The organism is Rhodohalobacter sp. (genome assembly GCF_034521535.1).
In the GTDB taxonomy this organism is placed as follows: domain Bacteria; phylum Bacteroidota; class Rhodothermia; order Balneolales; family Balneolaceae; genus Rhodohalobacter.
In genome coordinates this window covers 591699-609958 of sequence record NZ_JAXHMF010000005.1, presented here as the reverse complement: position 1 = coordinate 609958, position 18260 = coordinate 591699, and the positions used below count along the sequence as shown (strand labels likewise).

The window sequence follows — 18260 nt, the reverse complement described above, 5'->3', positions numbered from 1 at the left end:
TTCTCATTCAGAGTTTATAAAAATGTGAGCTTAAGAGAAACCAATTTTACCTATGCATTTTAAATATTCTGAGTGGTCTGATCGCTTTAATAAAAATGAAAAATCACCCTTCGATACGCTTTTAAACCTTTTTCAGGAGTTGCTGTCGATTGCAGGTGGCGATGTATCGCAGGCATTGCGCTGGCTGAATCAGCTGGACGACGAGTATGAAATTACCGATCAGTTTGAAGATGGGTATGGCCTTGGCGATTTCATCGAAGATCTCAAAGAACGTGGCTACATCGAATTCGACGATGAACAGTCCATAATGGTACCCACCTCCAAAACAGACCGGAGTATTCGGAAAAAAGCACTGGAGGAAATTTTTAATCAACTGAAAAAGGGATCCAAAGGAGGGCATAAAACCGTTTACAGCGGACGCGGACTGGAGAGGCAGCCTGAGACCCGATCGTGGCAGCACGGAGACGATACAGCCCATATAGACGGCACAGGCACGCTGATGAACGCACTCAAGCATACAACTCTTGATCAATTTAGCCTGAGAGAAGATGATATTGAGGTATACAATACAGATCACTACACTTCCGCAGCTACGGTACTGCTCATCGATTTAAGCCATTCTATGATTCTTTATGGCGAAGACAGAATAACACCGGCTAAAAAAGTAGCTATGGCTCTATCCGAGCTTATCATGAACAGCTACGAAAAAGATTCTCTGGATATTATCGCGTTTGGCAATGAAGCGTGGCATATAGAGATCAAAGATTTGCCGTATCTAAAAGTTGGTCCCTATCACACAAATACTTTACAAGGTTTGCAGATGGCCCGGCACACTCTGCAACGAAAGAAATTTGCCAATAAACAGATCTTTATGATTACAGACGGGAAACCATCCTGTATGATTGAAAACGGGAAGCTCTACAAAAACAGTTTTGGGCTGGATCGAAAAATTGTGAATAAAGTATTAGATGAGGCCGTAAAATGTAAGCGGGATCAGATCTCCATCACCACATTTATGATTGCCCGTGATCCCTACCTACAAAATTTTGTCAGAGAGCTGACCGAAGCAAATCAAGGACGTGCATATTACTCTTCTCTGAATGAACTCGGCGGGTACATCTTTGAAGATTACATCCGCAACAGAAGAAAAAATGTGAAATAAAAAAAGGCAACCCTGAAACAGAGTTGCCTTTGAAATTCATTCGTTTGAATATCTAAAATTTTAGATACCCAACTCAACCATCACTTCGTCTGTAATATCGTACTCCTCTCTAACCTCTGGAGAAACATACAGTATAATTACATCACCCGCAGATGTTGTGGTATTGAGTACGTAGTCTAAGCCTTTGCTTGCTGCTACAGTATCAATGGCTCCCTGAATTTGTTCCAGTAATGGAGACATCAACTCAGCTCGCTGCTGCGCCATTTCCTGCTGCGCCTGTTGCTGCATCTGTCTAAACTCAGTATCCATAGCGTTTAGCCGTTCCTCTTCAGTTTGGCGAGCCTGCTCTGAAATCACACCTACTTTCTGTTGATAAAGTTCAACTTCGGTCTGCAGTTCACGCTCTTTCTGAACAAGTTCATTTTGCTTGCGTTCGGCAAAATTCTGGAGTCGCTGTTGAACAGCTTTCATCTCGGGCATGCGTTCAAGAACCGCTCTAGGCTCTACAAACCCAATTTTCATATCCTGGGCTTGCACCGCAGGAGCTGCCATAAGAGTTGTGATTGCAATGAGAAATATAAATCCTAGTGTATATACTTTTTTCATGATAATAGAGGGTTCGTATTAGTTCTGTGTAAGTTTTTGAATAACTCTTTCTGTAATGTCAACACCGCGCTGCGATGAATAGTAAACGATTGGGTCGCCCGAGCTGGCCGTTTGATTAATAACAAACTCAAGTTCCAACTCTTCGGCAACTTCACTCATGGCTGCATCAACTCTGTTCAGCAGTGGAGAAAATAGTTCGTTTTGTCGCTGCTGGATTTGTTGCTGAATACGGCTTTCCATATTACTGAGCTCTTCCTGTCTTTCCTGAAGTTGCTCTTCACGTCGAGCCTGTTCTTCCCCGGAAATCTCGCCTGCTTCTGCAAGCTCAGAAAATTCAGTCAGATCCTCGATCCATACCTGGTATCGATCCTGGAACTCTGCCTGTCTTTCCTGGATATACTGTTGAATTTGAGTTTCAACCTGTTCAGTTTCCGGAAGCGCGTCAAGCACAGCGTCTGGGTTCATAGTACCCACTTTCAGCTGTCCGAAAACAGTGAGAGGTAATAATATGAATAGTATTGTCAGAATTGTCTGTTTCATAAATTATGTAGTTGATTAAGCGACCTTAGTTATTATTTATATTCTTTAGTTTTCCATTGGTTCTAACCCTAATTCTAACATCACTTCGTCAGTTAGGTTCCATTGCTGGCGTACGAATAAAATTCTTGAATCCTGTGCACGATCAAATACATAGTCAAAATTTTCACGTTCAGCCACACTGTTTAAGGCCTCAAATATCCGCCTTTGAATGGGTTCAAGCAACTCTTTTTGTCTTGAAAAATATTCACCCTCAGGGCCAAACCTGCTCTCGATCAGCCGATCAAGCTCATCTGTCTTTGCATTAATTTCTTGTAATCTTTCTTCACGCACCTCATCAGTAAAAAGCAACTCTCTGGCTTCAAAATCTTCCTGAAGCTGAGCAATTTTTTCTTCCAACTCACGAATCTCCTGCCGCCAGTTTTCACTCAACAGATCAAGCCGTTGCTCTACCCCGCTGTACTCCGGAATATTCTGCATGATCACATCCGTATCCACAAAGCCGATTTTTTGGTTTTGGGCATACGCCACTTCAAAACCAACCCAAAGCAAAATTATTGTGAAACAGAGAATTTTTTTCATCTCGTCACTTTTTAAAATGGTGCACCAATATTAAATAAGAACTCCCACTCACCCGGTCTTAAACCTTGTCCTTCGTTGGAAGCGGGCGTTCCATCCAACCTGTAACCGTAACTCAGGTCAACCAGACCCAAAATTGGGAGGAAGATCCTGGCACCAAATCCTACAGCTCTTTTCACTTCAAACGGATCAAAACTGCTTAAATCATTGAATGTGTTTCCTGCATCCACAAACGCATACGGAATAAGCTGTATTTGTTCTGATGATACGGCAGGATAACGTAACTCAAGGATATATTTATTATATACGCGGCCGCCAATCAGGTTTTGATTTTCATCGAGCGGAGAAATAACGCCGTTAAACCCACCGGGGAATCCACGCAGATCAATATTATCATTCAGGAAGTTTTGTCTCTGCTGGATTTGCGTTCCACCCAAGAAGAAGCGTTGGAAATTGGTTTGACCTCTGCTGCTTAAATAGCCCATATAACCATACTCAGCCCCGGCAGTTAACACAAGTTTGCCGGCAATGGTGTGATGATGCTGATACTTCGATATGATTTTGTAAAACTGCTGGAATTCAGGCAGCGGCAGTGCAATCTCACCGGACAAACTAAATTTGGATCCCAAGCGAGGTGAAATTGGATTATCCGTGGAATTACGTTCAATTTCATGTCTTACGGTCATCAAATCTGCACGACCGTCTTCAAATATTCCTCTAAAACCGGCAACATTAAAGTGGTTGTAAGTCAGTACTGTACGCTGCTGGAAATAATCATCCGGCCACTGAAGTCTGCGCCCTACACTTACACTTGCAGAAAAGAGCTCATTCCTGCGCTCCGGCTGTTGAATGCCGCCAATTCTTCGATTACTGTAGTTCAAAAAGTCGTACGACAGACTTACGCCCAACGATGTGGGTTTACCTCGTAACCACGGTTCCGTAAAACTGAAGTTGTAGCTCTGATATCCGCGGCCCGTTACCTGAACGCCTAAGGATAGTTTTTGTCCGTCGCCTGATGGGATTGGATTCCATCCGCCCGGTTCAAACATTCTTTGAACGGAAAAGTTATTAAAGTTTACACGTGCCGCCAGAATAATTCCAATTTGGCGACCGCCAAAACCACCGGAAAATTCAAAATTATCCGTTCCCTGTGTTTCATCGAGCTGATAGCTAATATCAACGGTTCGATTCTCCTGATCGGGCTGCAAATTCGGTTGAATGCCCTCCGGATTAAAATATCCCAGCTGACCCAGCTCACGAATAGATCGTACAATTGATGAACGGCTGTAGGTCTGGCCCGGTACGGTTCGAAGCGTTCTGCGGACTACATCATCGTGTGTTTTTGTGTTACCTGAAAACTCAACTTCCCGGATTGTGGCTATCTCGCCCTCAATGATTTCAAAATTGAGGTCTAAAGAATCGCCCGGAGCAATTTGTAAATCAGGATAAACATCAAAGAAAAGATAACCGATGTTCTGATATAGACTTGTAATGTCTCCATCATCGCGTCGGAATTCCAGGTTTTCATTAAATTTCGACTCATCAAATACATCACCCTTCTGGAAACCAAAAGCATTTGTCAGCTCCTGATCGGTGTAAACCGTGTTTCCATCCCAATTAATATTCCTGACGTGATATTGGGGTCCTTCTTGAATTTCAATATCAAAAATAACGCCGTCTTTGTCTCTTCTCCAGTCATCTACGTAAACGGAATCTTCCAGTACACGGACATCCCTGTATCCGTTATTTCTATAATACTCCAAGACATTTTGTATTCCTTCCTCATACTCGTCCTGAGTATAGACGTGTCGTTTAAAAATTCTCCACCAGCGATCCTGCTTTATTGTGTTAAAACTTTTCCTCAATCTGCGATCACTGAATTCTTCATTTCCGACAAAATTAATTTCACGAACTTTAATTCTCTCGCCCGGCTCAATTTCAAACGTGAGTGATATTCTATTTCGCTCGTCGTCAGTAATCTCTTCAACAACATTCACATCGGTATTCCAATACCCTTCTTCTCTGTAGTATCGATAAATCGTATTTAATGCCTGCGAACGCACAGAGTTGGTTACCGCAAAACCGGAGATCAAATTTAGCCGCTCACGTAAATCTCTTCGGTGTGAGCGTTTTCCCCCAACCAGTTCAAAGCTTTGCAAGCGAGGTTGCTCCTGCACTTTAATATGGATACGTACGCCTCCCGATACTCGCTCGTGCTCAATCGAAACGTCTGAGAACAAGCTGGTTCGATGAAGGCGACGTATCGCTTCAGAAATTTCCTCACCCGGTATTGATATACGATCACCGACACGCAAGCCGCTGCTGCTAATCAAATAGCTTTCGCGAGCCGTTACCAGACCGGTAACCGTGATCTCACGAATTTCGTACTCAAGGGGAGTAATTGAAGTCGGGTCCTGAATGGTAAATGTTGAATCCTGTGCAAATGTTTGATTGACGGACAACAACCCGATGAAAGAAAAAATAAAGCAAATGAGGAGTCTTTTATATATGACCACGTGAGAGATAATTACTTCTTTAAGAGATAATTTTATTGATAATGGATGCGGATAGCTTTTTAGTATATCCGTGTTTCACGTTCCCGTATCTACGATCACGCTTTTGATAGGAAAATATTGCCTGATACAGCTCATTTCTTCGAAAATCAGGCCAATAAGTTTTTGTAACGTAAAGCTCAGAATATGCAAGCTGCCAAAGCAGAAAATTACTAATCCGGAATTCCCCGCTCGTTCGAATGATCAAATCAGGATCGGGAATATCTGCTGTAGACAAGTAGGTGCCAATGAGCTCATCACTGATATCATCAGGAGAGACTTTCCCATCTGCCACATCCTGAGCCACTTTTTTAACAGCTTCTGTAATATCCCATCTTCCCGAATAGCTAAGTGCTAAGCAAAGTTCAAGCCTGTCATTGTCTTTTGTCAGTTCAATGACTTCCTGCAACTGATTTTGACAAGATTTGGGCAACCGGTTGATCTGGCCGATCGACGTCAGCTTAATATTATTTTTGTGAAGTCTGTCGGCTTCTTTTTTCAAAGAATTGACTAACAACTTCATCAAACCGTTCACTTCATCTGAGGGGCGATTCCAATTCTCAGTAGAGAATGCATACAGTGTTAAATGATTAACACCGAGTTGAGCACAGCTTTCCGTAATGTCCCGTACGGATTCAACCCCTTCTTTATGGCCGAATAAGCGAATATTGCCTTTATCTTTGGCCCATCGCCCATTACCATCCATTATGATAGCGATATGGTTTGGTATGGAACCGGAAGATTTAACCTCCTCCTGGAGATTCTTATCCTCTTCGCTTTGAATAGTATCTGTAAGTGTTAGTGGTTCCAATGCAGTTCTTTAATGAAGTGTTACAAGCTTTAAAAAATAGAGCTAAATGATACGATTTTCAAGAGGCATTTAACTCCCCTCGTGCTTCATAGCCTCTTTCAGTAATAACATCTCAATAGCTGAGAGAGCCGCCTCCGCACCTTTGTTGCCTTTTTCCATTCCGGCTCTTTCAGTTGCCTGTTCAACAGTATCGGTTGTAAGCACTCCAAAAGCTACCGGCACCCCCGATTTCATATTCAAATCTGTAATTCCTCTTGTCACGGCATCACATACATAATCAAAGTGTGGAGTTCCGCCGCGAATAACTGCCCCGATAGCCACTACCGCATCAGCTTTCAGGTGATCAATACAGTATTTACTGGCAAGAGGAAGTTCAAACGAACCGGGGCATCGCATGGAAATAATATCATCCTCTTCTATTCCCTTAGCCTTTAAAGCCGAAACAGCTCCCTCAAGCATTTCGTCCGTAACAAATGAATTCCACTTTGCCGCAACTACGGCTACTTTTTTGCCTTTCAAACTGCTTTCCGAATCAGGTTTAATTTTTGGCATGTCTTATTGATCTGTGTTAATTATTTCGCGTCTGCGGCGAGCCATTCGTTTAAGCGACATTACATGCTGATCTCCCAGCGTCACAATCCCAAAATATGGATCATAATCTTTTTTCCCCTTCCCGTGAAAGTCACTTCCACCGGTAACCAGAAGATTATCCCGCGCAGCGAGTTTTGAAAACGTGCGTTGTAAGCTATAATTGTGACTTGGATGTATGCACTCAATCCCGTCTAACCCCAACGCTGTAAGTTCATCAATTTCGTCTTGCGTGTAAAGTGGTCCAGGGTGTGCCAATGAAAGCACTCCACCCGCTTCTTTAGCAATTCCAACCAACTCTTTTACCGTTACATATTCGGTTTTGATATTTCCAAGCTTTTCGGTGGAGAGATATCGAATAAAAGCTTCCGCTACAGATGCGACATATCTTTTATGGATTAATACAGCTGCAGCGTGAGGTCGACCAAGATTTCCGGGGCCGGCTTCAGCCCGCACTTCATCCATAGAGACATCCAAACCTTGCTTTTGAAGCTTTTCCACGATACGCTCCATACGGCGAATACGAGCTCTCTTTTGATTCAAGAGCATTTTGCGAAACTCTTCGTTGTTTTCATCAAAGCAGTAAATCAAAATATGAACTTCCCTGCTCTTCCAAACTGCGCTCACTTCTACACCCGGTATCAGGTCTATATTAAGTTCCCGGGCTTTATCTTTCGCGCTCAAATACCCCTTAATGGTATCATGATCGGTTATAGAGATGATTTTTAGTTTTTTCTCTGCTGCCTTTTCAAGCAGTTCTTCTGCTGAGTATGCACCGTCAGATGCGATCGTATGTGTATGTAAATCTGCTTTTCCCAAAATTATGGTTTTAAAATTGAGTCGTATCGCGTTCTGTCACGAATTAACTCTAATGATTCGAGTACAATGTTTTCGTGCTGGAGAAGAGCTTGCTGACGCTCGTCTCCCTCTTTGGTCTGCGATATCCACTCTTTCTGAAGTTCATTTTTGATAAATTCCTTACTGTCGTAAAGCTGTGCAATTTTATAATCCCGCATCAAGGCTTTTAATTCTGAAATACTGTCATCCGCACCCGGCTGATCCACACTCTCCTGAAAGTGTTTTTCTAAAGCTTTAAGATGCTCATCAGCCGAAGTATCAAACGAAAAGCCCCTTTCAATTAATCGCTGAACAAAATCTCTGTAAAAATCTTCCGGCATATTTTCGGAATCCAAATCCCCATTATTCAGCTTTTCATTAACGTAAAAGAAAATGTGACTATCTTTTGCCAGAGCAAGGTCCAGCTGAGCAGGAATTCCCTCATCCAAAGTTACATCCGGTTCTATGCCGAGGCCACCGCGAACATCTCTGCCATTACGCGTTCTAAACATCCTGTACCCTTCATCCGTACCAGATTTGTTTTCTACTGACTGAATACTTCTGCCGCTGGGAATCAAGTATTTCGACACTGTCATTTTCAGTGATGTGTTGTAAGAAAGCGGCCGTACGGTTTGCACTAATCCTTTTCCAAAACTCTGTTCACCCATAATCACAGCTCTATCCAGATCCTGGAGAGCTCCCGCTACAATTTCAGATGCACTGGCGCTTCCGCTGTTAATCAGCACAATCATTGGAAGGTCTTCAAACAGTGGGGGCTCCTCGGTAGCATAAGCTGAGTTTTGGCTCTCAAAACGGCTTCTCGTCTCAACTACAGTTATCCCCGGTTCAAGAAATTTATCCACAACCTCTATGGCTTCATTCAGAAGGCCACCGGGATTATTACGCAGATCAAGGACTAGCCCTTCAATTTCGTTTTCACTTTCAAGATCGAGCAGCGCGGCTCGAAGTTCTTCACCCGTTTGATGTCCAAATCGATTGAGTTGTACATAGCCAATCGTATTCTCAGCATCCAGATAACCGAAGTAACTTATATTTTTTACTTCAATTCGTTCTCTTTCCAGGTTAAATGTGATGGGTTGATCTACTCCGGTTCGCGTTACAACAATTTCAATTTCCGACCCCACATCACCTATGGTCAACTGCTGTACTTCTTCCGGTGTAATGTCAATAATTTCAACTCCGTTGATTTTAGCAATAACATCTCCGGGGCGAATTCCGGCTTCCTGGGCAGGGTATCCGTCCATCGGGGCTATAACTACGATTCGGTCTCCCCGATAGCCTGCCTCTATTCCAATACCGCCGTAAGATCCTGAAGTCAAAATTTCCATCTGTTGCTGCTCCCCTTCATTTACAAAAACAGTATAAGGATCCAGGTCAGACAGCATGCCCTTGATAGCGTTTTGCATCAGGGTTTCCGGGGCAACCTCATCAACATAACGCACGGCTATCTCTTTATAGACATCCGTAAAAATGGTAAGCTGTTTCTTGATCTGAAAAAACAGGTCATTTACCTGTGTAAATGCTGTAGAAATGATAAGGAAAGCTGCAATGAGCAGTAGAAAACGTCTTTTATACACAGCCTTCATAAATTGCCTGTTTTCATTTTATCGCTTAATAATCAGCGATTGCCCGGCATAAATTGTTGTTCCGCTAAGGTTATTGGCTCTCTGAATCTCAGCAACAGATACTCCGTGTCGGCGGGCTATACTTCCGAGGGTGTCATTCCGTCGAACCGTATATCGGAAGGTATCAGATGGCGTGGTTGTTGATCCTTCAAACCGGATGGAATAGATATTTTCTCCGGATCTTTGACGTCGTTCTAATTCCTGTTTTTGTGCGTAAGTCAGATCATTAACCTGATTAAAGTAATCTCGCTGCTGATTCGAAACGTGAATCGTTAATCTCTGTCCGACTCTGATTGTGTTTCCAATTCCATTCCAAGAACGCACCTGCCATGCACGTACATCAAACCACTCTGCTACATGCCCAACTGTATCACCGCTTTTCACCGTGTAAGTTGCCGGGCTGGTGTTCGCCGGGGCCTGAACCTGTTGACGTGTATTTCTACGGTTGGATGAAGATGAGCTATTTGTAGGTCGATTTGAAGCAATTTGTTCTTGCGAACCCGGAGCAACAGGAACTACGATTCTTTGGCCGGGATGAATCGTGCTGCTTAATCCCTCATTCGTTTCATACAGAGCTCTCACAGAAGTTCCGTATCGCCTTGCAATATATCCCAATGTTTCGCCTCTGCTTACGGTATGCATAGCAACTTCTGAGGCTCGGGTATTTTGCGGAATTTCCTGATATGCCGCCAGGAACTGCTCTTTAATACCGGTTGGTATCTTCAGCGGGTATTTTCCACCGGGAGGTGTAGCCCAGCGAAGAAGCTCCGGATTGTAATCTTTGATTTCCTGCAGTGTAACACCGGCAGCTTTGGCCAGCTCTTCAAGAGGCATTAATCCATCTACTTCCACAACTTCAAAATTGTATGGAGTTATATCAGAATCAGTATCAAACCCGAATTCATCCGGATTCATGGCTATCATAGTGGCCGCGATATATCCCGGAACATATCCACGGGTTTCACGAGGCAGATATGGGTAAGCTGCCCAATAGTCTTCTACACCGCCCGCTGCGCGAATTGCGCGGCGCAGTCCCCGCGGACTTAAATTGTAGTTGGCCAAAGAGAGGTACCAATCTCCCCAAATATCATGTAAATCTCTTAAATGTTGCGCGGCAGCCCGTGTTGATTTTACCGGATCTCGTCGCTCATCAACCCACCAGTTTACTTCCAATCCATAAACGGCTCCTGTTGCCCTGATAAACTGCCATAAACCAACTGCACTGGCCCAGCTTCTGGCAGTTGGAACCAATCCGCTTTCGATCATAGAGAGGTGAATTAACTCCTGAGGAACACCCTCATCTTCAAAAATTTCACGCATCATAGGAAAATAGTACTCCGATCGCTCCAGCCAGCGCTCCATAACATCGGGACGACGAAGCGTATAGTACATAAGGTGGCGATTCACGTGCTGATTTTGAATCAGCGGAACCTCGGTTTTATTGATCGTCAGGTTATCGGGTAGCGCATATCCTTCTGCGATCCAGTCATCTTGTTCCGAAAAAAGCTCTTCCTGAATTTCAAACACATCACCTTCAACCTCTCTTCTGGCTTCTGTGATACCGTAAAATTCACTGTGCTCTGCCATCACAGTTCTGTAAAGTTCAGCGAAGCGACGATTATTCTGAACCTCGGGATAATCATCCATCAGAGACTGAATGGAACCGAAAGCCTGATTGATATAGGTTTCCGCCTGAACCAGATCTCCCTGAATCTGAGCATCTATAGCTAATACCTGAATACGATACACGTCAGATATTCGTCGTAAAATCTCCTTATCCAGTTCGCTCTGTTCAGCTGCGACCTCTACCCCGGGTTCATCCTGACGGGTATCCGTCAAAGGATTTGAGTACGGCAAAAGTTTTACGGGGATTTCGATATCATCGATTCGGTTGGTGTCTTGCGCGTAGAGCGCTTGAACAACAAAAAAAGTAAGTAGCAGTAGTACAGATCGCTTCATGAAATTTGTTTAGATGTTTCAGAATTATCTAAATTAAAGATTTAATCCTTCATTCGAAATTTCAGGATTAAAATAGCAGGTAATTATTGATATGTACAGCTAACTTCTGTCTGCTGTCCACTTTTGCACGATTGGCCAGCGTCTTCCACTGCCAAACGATTTAGAACTTAATTTCAGTATAGGCACAGCCTGATTTCTTTTAAATTCGTTGTAATCAACCAGCCGTAATATCTTATCTACCATCGATTCTTCAAAACCCTCCTCAATTAGCTCTGCCTTTCCCTTCTGGAGTTCCAGGTATTGATAGAGAAGTGCATCCAGAGTTTCGTAATCAGGCAGACTGTCGCTGTCTTTTTGATCCGGACGGAGCTCCGCACTTGGAGCCTTTGTGATGATAGATTCGGGAATTACTTCTTTACGGTAGTAGGAACTGTTGAGCCATTTTGCCATCTCGTAAACTTCCGTCTTATAGAGATCGCCAATAAGGCTTAGGGCTCCGTTCATGTCACCGTAGAGCGTGGCATAGCCGACTGCATATTCAGATTTATTCCCGGTTGCAATCAGGAAACTGTTAAACTTATTAGCGTAAGCCATTAAAATTGTTCCGCGAATTCTGCTTTGAAGATTTTCTTCGGCCACTCCAAATGTGCTGTCTTTAAAAACAGGCTTCAGTGCAGACCTGTAGTCCTGAAATATGGTTTGAATTGGAACTTCAAAGAGATCAATTCCTAAATTTTCAGCCAGCTTCTGAGAGTCTGTAATACTCCCTTCACTCGAAAATTCTGTGGGTAAAGTTATGGCTTTCACTTTATCGGCCGACAACGCTTCAACTGCCAGAGTACATCCAAGAGCTGAGTCTATTCCACCGCTTAGTCCAAAAACTACATGATCTGCAACACCCGTTTTTTCCATGTAGTCGCGAAGCCCCAGCTTGATGGCCTCAAACTGCCGCTCCTGTTTATTTCCGGGATAAATTGGCTGTTTGTTATTTTTTTGAGCCGATTTCACATTTCTATTCTCGAAATCCAGTACAACATCAGTAAAATCCGGTTGAAATGGTTTAGTCGAAGCAGCCACTTCTCCCGTTCGATCAATAGCCATGGAATCACCATCAAAAACCACATCGGTATGCGCACCTACCTGATTGCTGTACAACAACGGCAGGTCCAGGTTTTTTGCGTGATTCTGCAGCATTTTTACACGGTTTTGATGTTTTGTATTTGTGTAAGGAGAGGCTGAAACATTAATAATTACATCAGCGCCCAACTTTTTTAATTCCAGCGCCGGATTCACCGAATAGGTGTGATACTGCACTTCATTTTCGTTGTACCAGATATCTTCGCAAATCGTGACACCAAGCTTCACCCCGTTAAACTCGAGGCAGTGAAACTCCTCGTTGGATTCAAAATAGCGGAGGTCGTCAAAAATATCGTACGTTGGCAATAGTGTTTTGTGAACCGTTCCAAGCAGTGTTCCCTTGTGAGCCAAAAGCGCAGAATTGAACATCTTTCTGCCGTACTCACTTTCATTTGGTGTGATGGATCCAAAAAGAAGCGCGGTCTTTCCGGTTGACTCAATAATTTCTCGATTTACTCTGTAGCACGCGTCCCGGAATGACTTCTCTTCCAGCAAATCTTCTACCGGATAACCGGTTACAGTCATTTCCGGCAGAATCAGAAGATCCACCTTATCTTTTTCGGCCCGTTGCAGAGCTTCTAAAATGAGAGATTTATTTCCGGTAAGGTCTCCGATCGTTGGATTTAACTGTTCAACTCGAATCTTCATTACTGCTTTTGATATACTTTTTCGCCGGCAATCCAGGTTTCCAGAACCTCGGTTTGCCAAATTTCAGATGCGTCTACTTCAAAAATGTCTCTGTCAATAAGAATGAAATCCGCCCACTTCCCGTTCTCCAGAGTTCCCAAAACATCTTCCTGGTGCCCTGCATAGGCTGCATCGCGGGTAAAAATTCTCAACGTTTCCTCTCGGCTCAGTCTGTGCTCACTGTACCATCCTCCCGGAGGCATTCCACCGTGATCCTGACGGGTAATGGATGAGTAAAGTCCATAGAACGGGTTCACATCTTCGACCGGAAAATCAGAACCGCCTGCAATTACCGTTCCCTGGTCTAAAAATGTCTGCCAGGCATAGGCGCCCTCCATTCTCTCAGATCCAATCCGGTCCTCAGCCATGTTCATATCACTGGTGGCGTGTGTTGGCTGCATAGATGCTATGATGTCCAGTTCAACAAAACGCGGAATATCGTCCGGATGAACAATTTGAGCATGCTCAACACGATGTCTCAAATGGGACTGATCTCCCAACTCCTCTTTCGCATGTTGAAATGCATTCAACACCTGCCGGTTGGCTGCGTCACCAATTGCATGAATATTGATTTGGAAGCCGTCAGAAGCACCTTTTATTACCATCTCATTCAGCTCTTCCTGATCGTAGAAAAGCAGTCCGGTATTACCGGGATCGTCATGATAGTGATCCAGCATAGCCGCGCCACGACTTCCGAGTGCGCCGTCTGAAGAAATTTTCACGCTCCGTAGTGCCAGCATATCATCTGCATAGCTCTCTATCGGGCCATTCTGAGCCAGTTCATCATAGATATCACCGGTTCCACCAATCATGGCATAAATTCTTGTGATGAGCTTTCCTTCATCCGCAAAATCCTTGTACATCTCCCAGGTATCAACATTAACTCTGGCGTCGTGAACAGAGGTTAAGCCGTTTTCAGCCATTACCTGCAGCGCCAGTTCAAATGCCTGATTATTTTCTTCTTCTGTTCTTGATGGTATGTGCTCTTTAATATAGTTCATGGTCGCATCCACAAAAATTCCTGTGGCATCACCAAATTCATCCCTGATAACAACTCCTCCCTGAACATCCGGTGTATCCCTACTAATTCCGGCAATCTCCATAGCCCTGCTGTTCGTCCAAGCGGCATGCCCGTCAACGCGGGATAAGTAGACCGGCCGGTCGGGCACAACCCGGTCGAGATCCTCAGCAGTTGGAAATTCATTTTCTTCCCACAATACCTGGTTCCAGCCACGTCCCTGAATCCATTCCAAATCCGGATTATCTTCTGCGTATTGCCCGATTATTTCAAGTGTTTCCTCCAGCGAATCGACTCCCTGAACATCCACGTCCAGTTGTTGATACCCAAGTCCCATCACATGTGTATGAGCATCAATCAGCCCGGGAATCAGCGTTCTTCCTTCTCCATCAATGAGATTAAATCCATCCAGTTGCTGCTGCAGATCAGTCAGCGGGCCGGTCGCCAAAACTTTTCCATCCTGAACAGCTATGGCATCAAATGTAATCAGTTCAAGATTATCACCGGCTATGGTGTACCCATTAATGTTGTGCATTATAAATCCGTCTTCCTGAGATGTACACGCTGCAGTAAACAGGAGCAGTACGGCAAATAAAGTTAATTTTAGTTTTATCATAGCTGTGTTTGGTATGGTTGGCTTAAATATTTCTGAAATAACGGGCTACTGATCGCTTTTAAAATAGCCGATCTGATTCTGTAAATAGCGACCTGTTTTGAGTTCGTCCACTAAAAAATCCGGAACTACGTTTAGCGCAGTTAATTCATCGACAGGCTTAAAACAAACCTCGTGAATAAGCTGTTCATTTTGAGAGTGCTCCGGATCACTTCCCTTTTTTAGCTCACCTGTAAAACTATCCGCCAAAAAATAGAGCTCTAGGGCGTGATACGGATTATCAATGAATTCATGAATATATCTGAGTCTCAAACCGGAAGGAGTGACGCCTGTCTCCTCCCTGCATTCACGCTTCAGTGCGTCCTCTGCCGATTCCCCGGGCTCAACACCCCCACCCGGCGGTATCCATACAGGATTCTCACGGGTCGGTACATTCTGCTTAACCAGTAAAACTTTGTCATCAGAAATAAGCAGTCCGCACGATCTCACCCTAATCTTATCTGAGTAGGGATCTATTGAATTCAAATCGAAGCTTTTTCTGTATGGCTGCCTGTTGATACGGCACTATTCTCAAGAGCTGCTTTCACAAAAGAAACGAATAGTGGATGGGGATCATAAACGGTGCTTCTCAACTCCGGATGGAACTGTACTCCAACGTACCAGGGATGATTTTCCAGCTCAATGATTTCAACCAGGTTTCGTTCGGGATTTACGCCCGAAACAATCAAACCGGCTTCAATAAGCTTTTCTCTGAGTTCATTATTCAACTCAAATCGATGGCGATGGCGTTCTTCAATCATCTCTTTATCATACGCCATCATTGCTTTTGAGCCTTCCGTCAGTTTGCAGTCATATTTACCTAGACGCATCGTACCGCCCTTTTCCTGGATATCTCGCTGATCCGGCATAAAATCTATAACCGGATAGGCGGTAGTTTCGTCAAACTCTGTACTGTTTGCACCCGCCATCCCGGCAATGTTTCGGGCAAATTCTATAACCGCACACTGCATTCCCAAACAGATACCCAGCATCGGTATCTGTTTTTCACGGGCATATTTTACAGCTGAAAGTTTACCCTCAATACCACGGCCTCCAAATCCCGGAGCAACCAGAATACCTGATACATCACCCAGCTCTTTTTCAACATTTTCTTCAGTAAGATCGTCTGACTGAACCCAGTGAATATCGATCCCGGCATTATTCATCGCGCCACCGTGTATCAATGCTTCAACAATAGATTTATATGCATCGTGGTGTTCTACGTATTTCCCAACCAAGGCAATTTGAATTCGCGTTTCGGGGTGTTTAATCCGCTCAACAAATTCAGTCCATTTCGTTAAATCCGGATTTTTTGTTGGCAAGCCTAGTTTTTCAATAACACGGCGATCCAATCCCTCTTCCCGCATTAAAAGCGGCACTTCGTAGATAGACTCAGCATCGAGTGAGGCTATAACATCTTCGTTTTCCACATTACAGAATTGAGCTATTTTGCTTCGAATGGAGTTATCCAGATCATATTCAGATCGGCATACCAGTATATCGGGGCTCAATCCACTTTCTGATAGTGTCCTTACGGAATGCTGCGTTGGTTTTGTTTTCAACTCGCCTGCGGCAGCTAAATAGGGAACAAGAGTCAAGTGAATGGAGAGAGTATTTTTCCTGCCTACGTCGTATCTCAGCTGACGCATTGCTTCTATATATGGCAAACTTTCAATATCCCCAACGGTGCCACCAACCTCGGTGATCACTACATCGTAGTTATCACTTTGTCCAAGTCTGAGAACGTGAGATTTAATTTCGTCTGTGATATGGGGAATAACCTGAACCGTTTTGCCAAGATATTCACCCTTTCGCTCTTTGGTGATTACATCGTAGTAAACACGGCCGGTGGTAACGTTATTATCCTGAGAGGTTTTTACATCCAGGAAACGTTCGTAGTGTCCCAGATCAAGGTCTGTTTCAGCTCCGTCGTCCGTCACATACACTTCCCCGTGCTCGTATGGGTTCATCGTTCCGGGGTCAACATTAATGTATGGGTCGAGCTTTTGAATGGTTACCCGCAATCCCCTGGCAACCAGAAGCCTGCCAAGTGAAGCACAAATGATACCTTTACCTAAAGATGACGTTACGCCGCCTGTTACGAAAATATATTTTGTAGACATGTGTGATGGGAGCTTGTTGTGGGAAAACAGAAAATAGGAGGCTTCCACATGCCATTCAAACAAAAAAGGAAAAAGATCCCGAAAATTTTGAAAAAGTTATACAGAGCACTCCTCTCACATAAAGCGCACTCATTCTCACAGACAAATTTAACTTTTAAAGAGGGGATTTAAGCTGAAACGGATTCAGAAAAAGTTAATTTTGAGAATTAATTACCCTGCGAATGGCCTGATTGATCAGCCCATCGATAGACCCTTTATTAGCCGAAGTAAAATAGAGCAGAAATACACCGGTCATACAGGAAACGCTTCCAGCAATACTTAAAATTGCAGAGAACCACATGGGAGCAATCATGCCCAGAATGGAGATTACGATAAGAGTCATTCCGGTTACTATTTGTAAAGCTGCAGCAACATACGATACAAGCGCTTCAACACTGCCCACCAAGGGCTGTGATTTATTGGAATATGGACTGTTTGAGCTATTTAATACAAATTGTGAACCTTCTACCCCTTTTGATTTATTTGAATTGTCTATCATTTTATTGTCTATTAAGTTGAGAACACTTTACCATTATACAAACTGTAATCAATTAACAAAATATTTCGCCTCATACGTGGAAAATTCTAATCATTATATCTACGGCAGAAACCCTGTAGAAGAACAGCTTCAGCAGAGTGCAGAAAATGTTGATAAAATTTATTTAAGAAAAGGAACACAACATTCTCAGGTCGCGAACATACTTGATCTCGCATCTAAAAACCGCATTCCCGTAACGGAAGTTCCCGGCAAAAAACTCTACGATTTAGTTGGGGGTGTAAACGACCAGGGGATTGTAGCGTCGATCTCACAGGCTGAATATCAGGAATTTGAAGAGTGGCTTGAGAATTTTAAACCGGATTCAAGCTCTGCCGTGCTCCTTCTGGATGAAATTGAAGATCCGCACAATTTTGGCGCAATTTTAAGAACTGCCGCAGCAGCGGGTATATCCGCAGTTATCGTTCCAAAACACAGACAGGCTCCGGTAAACGCCGCCGTTTTTAAAACCAGCGCCGGTACTGCCGGACGTATCCCAATAGTGAGAGCTGTAAATTTAAATCAGGCTATTCTTTCGCTAAAGGAAAATTCATTCTGGATTGCCGGGTTGGATCAAAATAGCGACACCATGGTTTGGGATCAGACTTACGATGTGCCCATGGCTTTTGTGATTGGAAATGAAGGGCGAGGAATGCGAAAAAAAACGGGAGAGCACTGCGACTTCCTGCTCTCCCTGCCAATGTTGAATAACGTGGAATCTCTAAACGCTTCCGTCAGCGCCGCCCTGGTTTGCTACGAATGGCGCCGACAAAAAATTCAACAGGTTTAAGA

At 43.8% G+C, this 18260-nt stretch carries 16 protein-coding genes; 2 read left to right on the top strand and 14 right to left on the bottom strand.

Annotated features, from left to right (window positions below):
- Nucleotides 1-52 precede the first annotated feature (52 nt).
- The gene (locus U5K35_RS09635; RefSeq protein WP_322571246.1) at nt 53-1162 is read left to right on the top strand and encodes a hypothetical protein; all 1110 of its coding nucleotides are present in this window, start codon (nt 53-55) and stop codon (nt 1160-1162) included.
- A 60-nt stretch (nt 1163-1222) separates the two neighbouring features.
- Here U5K35_RS09635 and U5K35_RS09630 read toward each other — a convergent pair whose 3' ends face one another.
- From U5K35_RS09630 to U5K35_RS09565, 14 genes are all read right to left on the bottom strand, one after another.
- Nucleotides 1223-1768: an OmpH family outer membrane protein gene (locus U5K35_RS09630; protein ID WP_322571245.1), complete on the bottom strand. Its 546-nt coding sequence runs from the start codon at nt 1766-1768 to the stop codon at nt 1223-1225.
- An 18-nt stretch (nt 1769-1786) separates the two neighbouring features.
- Nucleotides 1787-2308 (bottom strand): OmpH family outer membrane protein, encoded by a 522-nt coding sequence (locus tag U5K35_RS09625; protein ID WP_322571244.1) that lies wholly within the window; start codon nt 2306-2308, stop codon nt 1787-1789.
- 45 nt (nt 2309-2353) lie between these two features.
- Complete coding sequence (locus tag U5K35_RS09620) at nt 2354-2887, bottom strand: OmpH family outer membrane protein (RefSeq protein WP_322571243.1); 534 nt, start codon at nt 2885-2887, stop codon at nt 2354-2356.
- A gap of 11 nt (nt 2888-2898) precedes the next feature.
- Nucleotides 2899-5346 (bottom strand): outer membrane protein assembly factor BamA, encoded by a 2448-nt coding sequence (gene bamA, locus U5K35_RS09615; protein ID WP_322571242.1) that lies wholly within the window; start codon nt 5344-5346, stop codon nt 2899-2901.
- Nucleotides 5347-5419: 73 nt separating this feature from the next.
- A complete protein-coding gene (locus U5K35_RS09610; protein ID WP_322571241.1) occupies nt 5420-6247 on the bottom strand; it encodes an isoprenyl transferase in 828 nt (275 codons plus the stop codon).
- A gap of 69 nt (nt 6248-6316) precedes the next feature.
- Complete coding sequence (ribH, locus tag U5K35_RS09605; protein WP_322571240.1) at nt 6317-6799, bottom strand: 6,7-dimethyl-8-ribityllumazine synthase; 483 nt, start codon at nt 6797-6799, stop codon at nt 6317-6319.
- Between the two features lie 3 nt (nt 6800-6802).
- On the bottom strand, nt 6803-7654 hold the full coding sequence (locus tag U5K35_RS09600; RefSeq protein WP_322571239.1) for a PHP domain-containing protein: 852 nt from the start codon (nt 7652-7654) through the stop codon (nt 6803-6805).
- Nucleotides 7655-7656: 2 nt separating this feature from the next.
- Nucleotides 7657-9279, bottom strand: coding sequence for a S41 family peptidase (locus tag U5K35_RS09595; RefSeq protein ID WP_322571238.1), 1623 nt, complete (start codon nt 9277-9279; stop codon nt 7657-7659).
- A gap of 18 nt (nt 9280-9297) precedes the next feature.
- Nucleotides 9298-11277, bottom strand: coding sequence for a LysM peptidoglycan-binding domain-containing protein (locus tag U5K35_RS09590; protein ID WP_322571237.1), 1980 nt, complete (start codon nt 11275-11277; stop codon nt 9298-9300).
- Between the two features lie 99 nt (nt 11278-11376).
- On the bottom strand, nt 11377-13062 hold the full coding sequence (locus U5K35_RS09585) for an NAD+ synthase (protein ID WP_322571236.1): 1686 nt from the start codon (nt 13060-13062) through the stop codon (nt 11377-11379).
- Nucleotides 13062-14735, bottom strand: coding sequence for an amidohydrolase (locus U5K35_RS09580; RefSeq protein ID WP_322571235.1), 1674 nt, complete (start codon nt 14733-14735; stop codon nt 13062-13064). Before U5K35_RS09580 ends, U5K35_RS09585 begins: the two co-directional genes overlap by 1 nt.
- Before the next feature lie 45 nt (nt 14736-14780).
- Complete coding sequence (locus U5K35_RS09575) at nt 14781-15257, bottom strand: NUDIX hydrolase (protein WP_322571234.1); 477 nt, start codon at nt 15255-15257, stop codon at nt 14781-14783.
- Nucleotides 15254-16894: a CTP synthase gene (locus U5K35_RS09570; protein WP_322571233.1), complete on the bottom strand. Its 1641-nt coding sequence runs from the start codon at nt 16892-16894 to the stop codon at nt 15254-15256. Before U5K35_RS09570 ends, U5K35_RS09575 begins: the two co-directional genes overlap by 4 nt.
- Nucleotides 16895-17087: 193 nt before the next feature.
- Nucleotides 17088-17432: a hypothetical protein gene (locus U5K35_RS09565; protein ID WP_322571232.1), complete on the bottom strand. Its 345-nt coding sequence runs from the start codon at nt 17430-17432 to the stop codon at nt 17088-17090.
- Between the two features lie 76 nt (nt 17433-17508).
- On the opposite strand from U5K35_RS09565, the gene rlmB reads away from it, so the two are divergent.
- On the top strand, nt 17509-18258 hold the full coding sequence (gene rlmB / locus U5K35_RS09560; protein ID WP_322571231.1) for a 23S rRNA (guanosine(2251)-2'-O)-methyltransferase RlmB: 750 nt from the start codon (nt 17509-17511) through the stop codon (nt 18256-18258).
- Nucleotides 18259-18260: the final 2 nt, after the last annotated feature.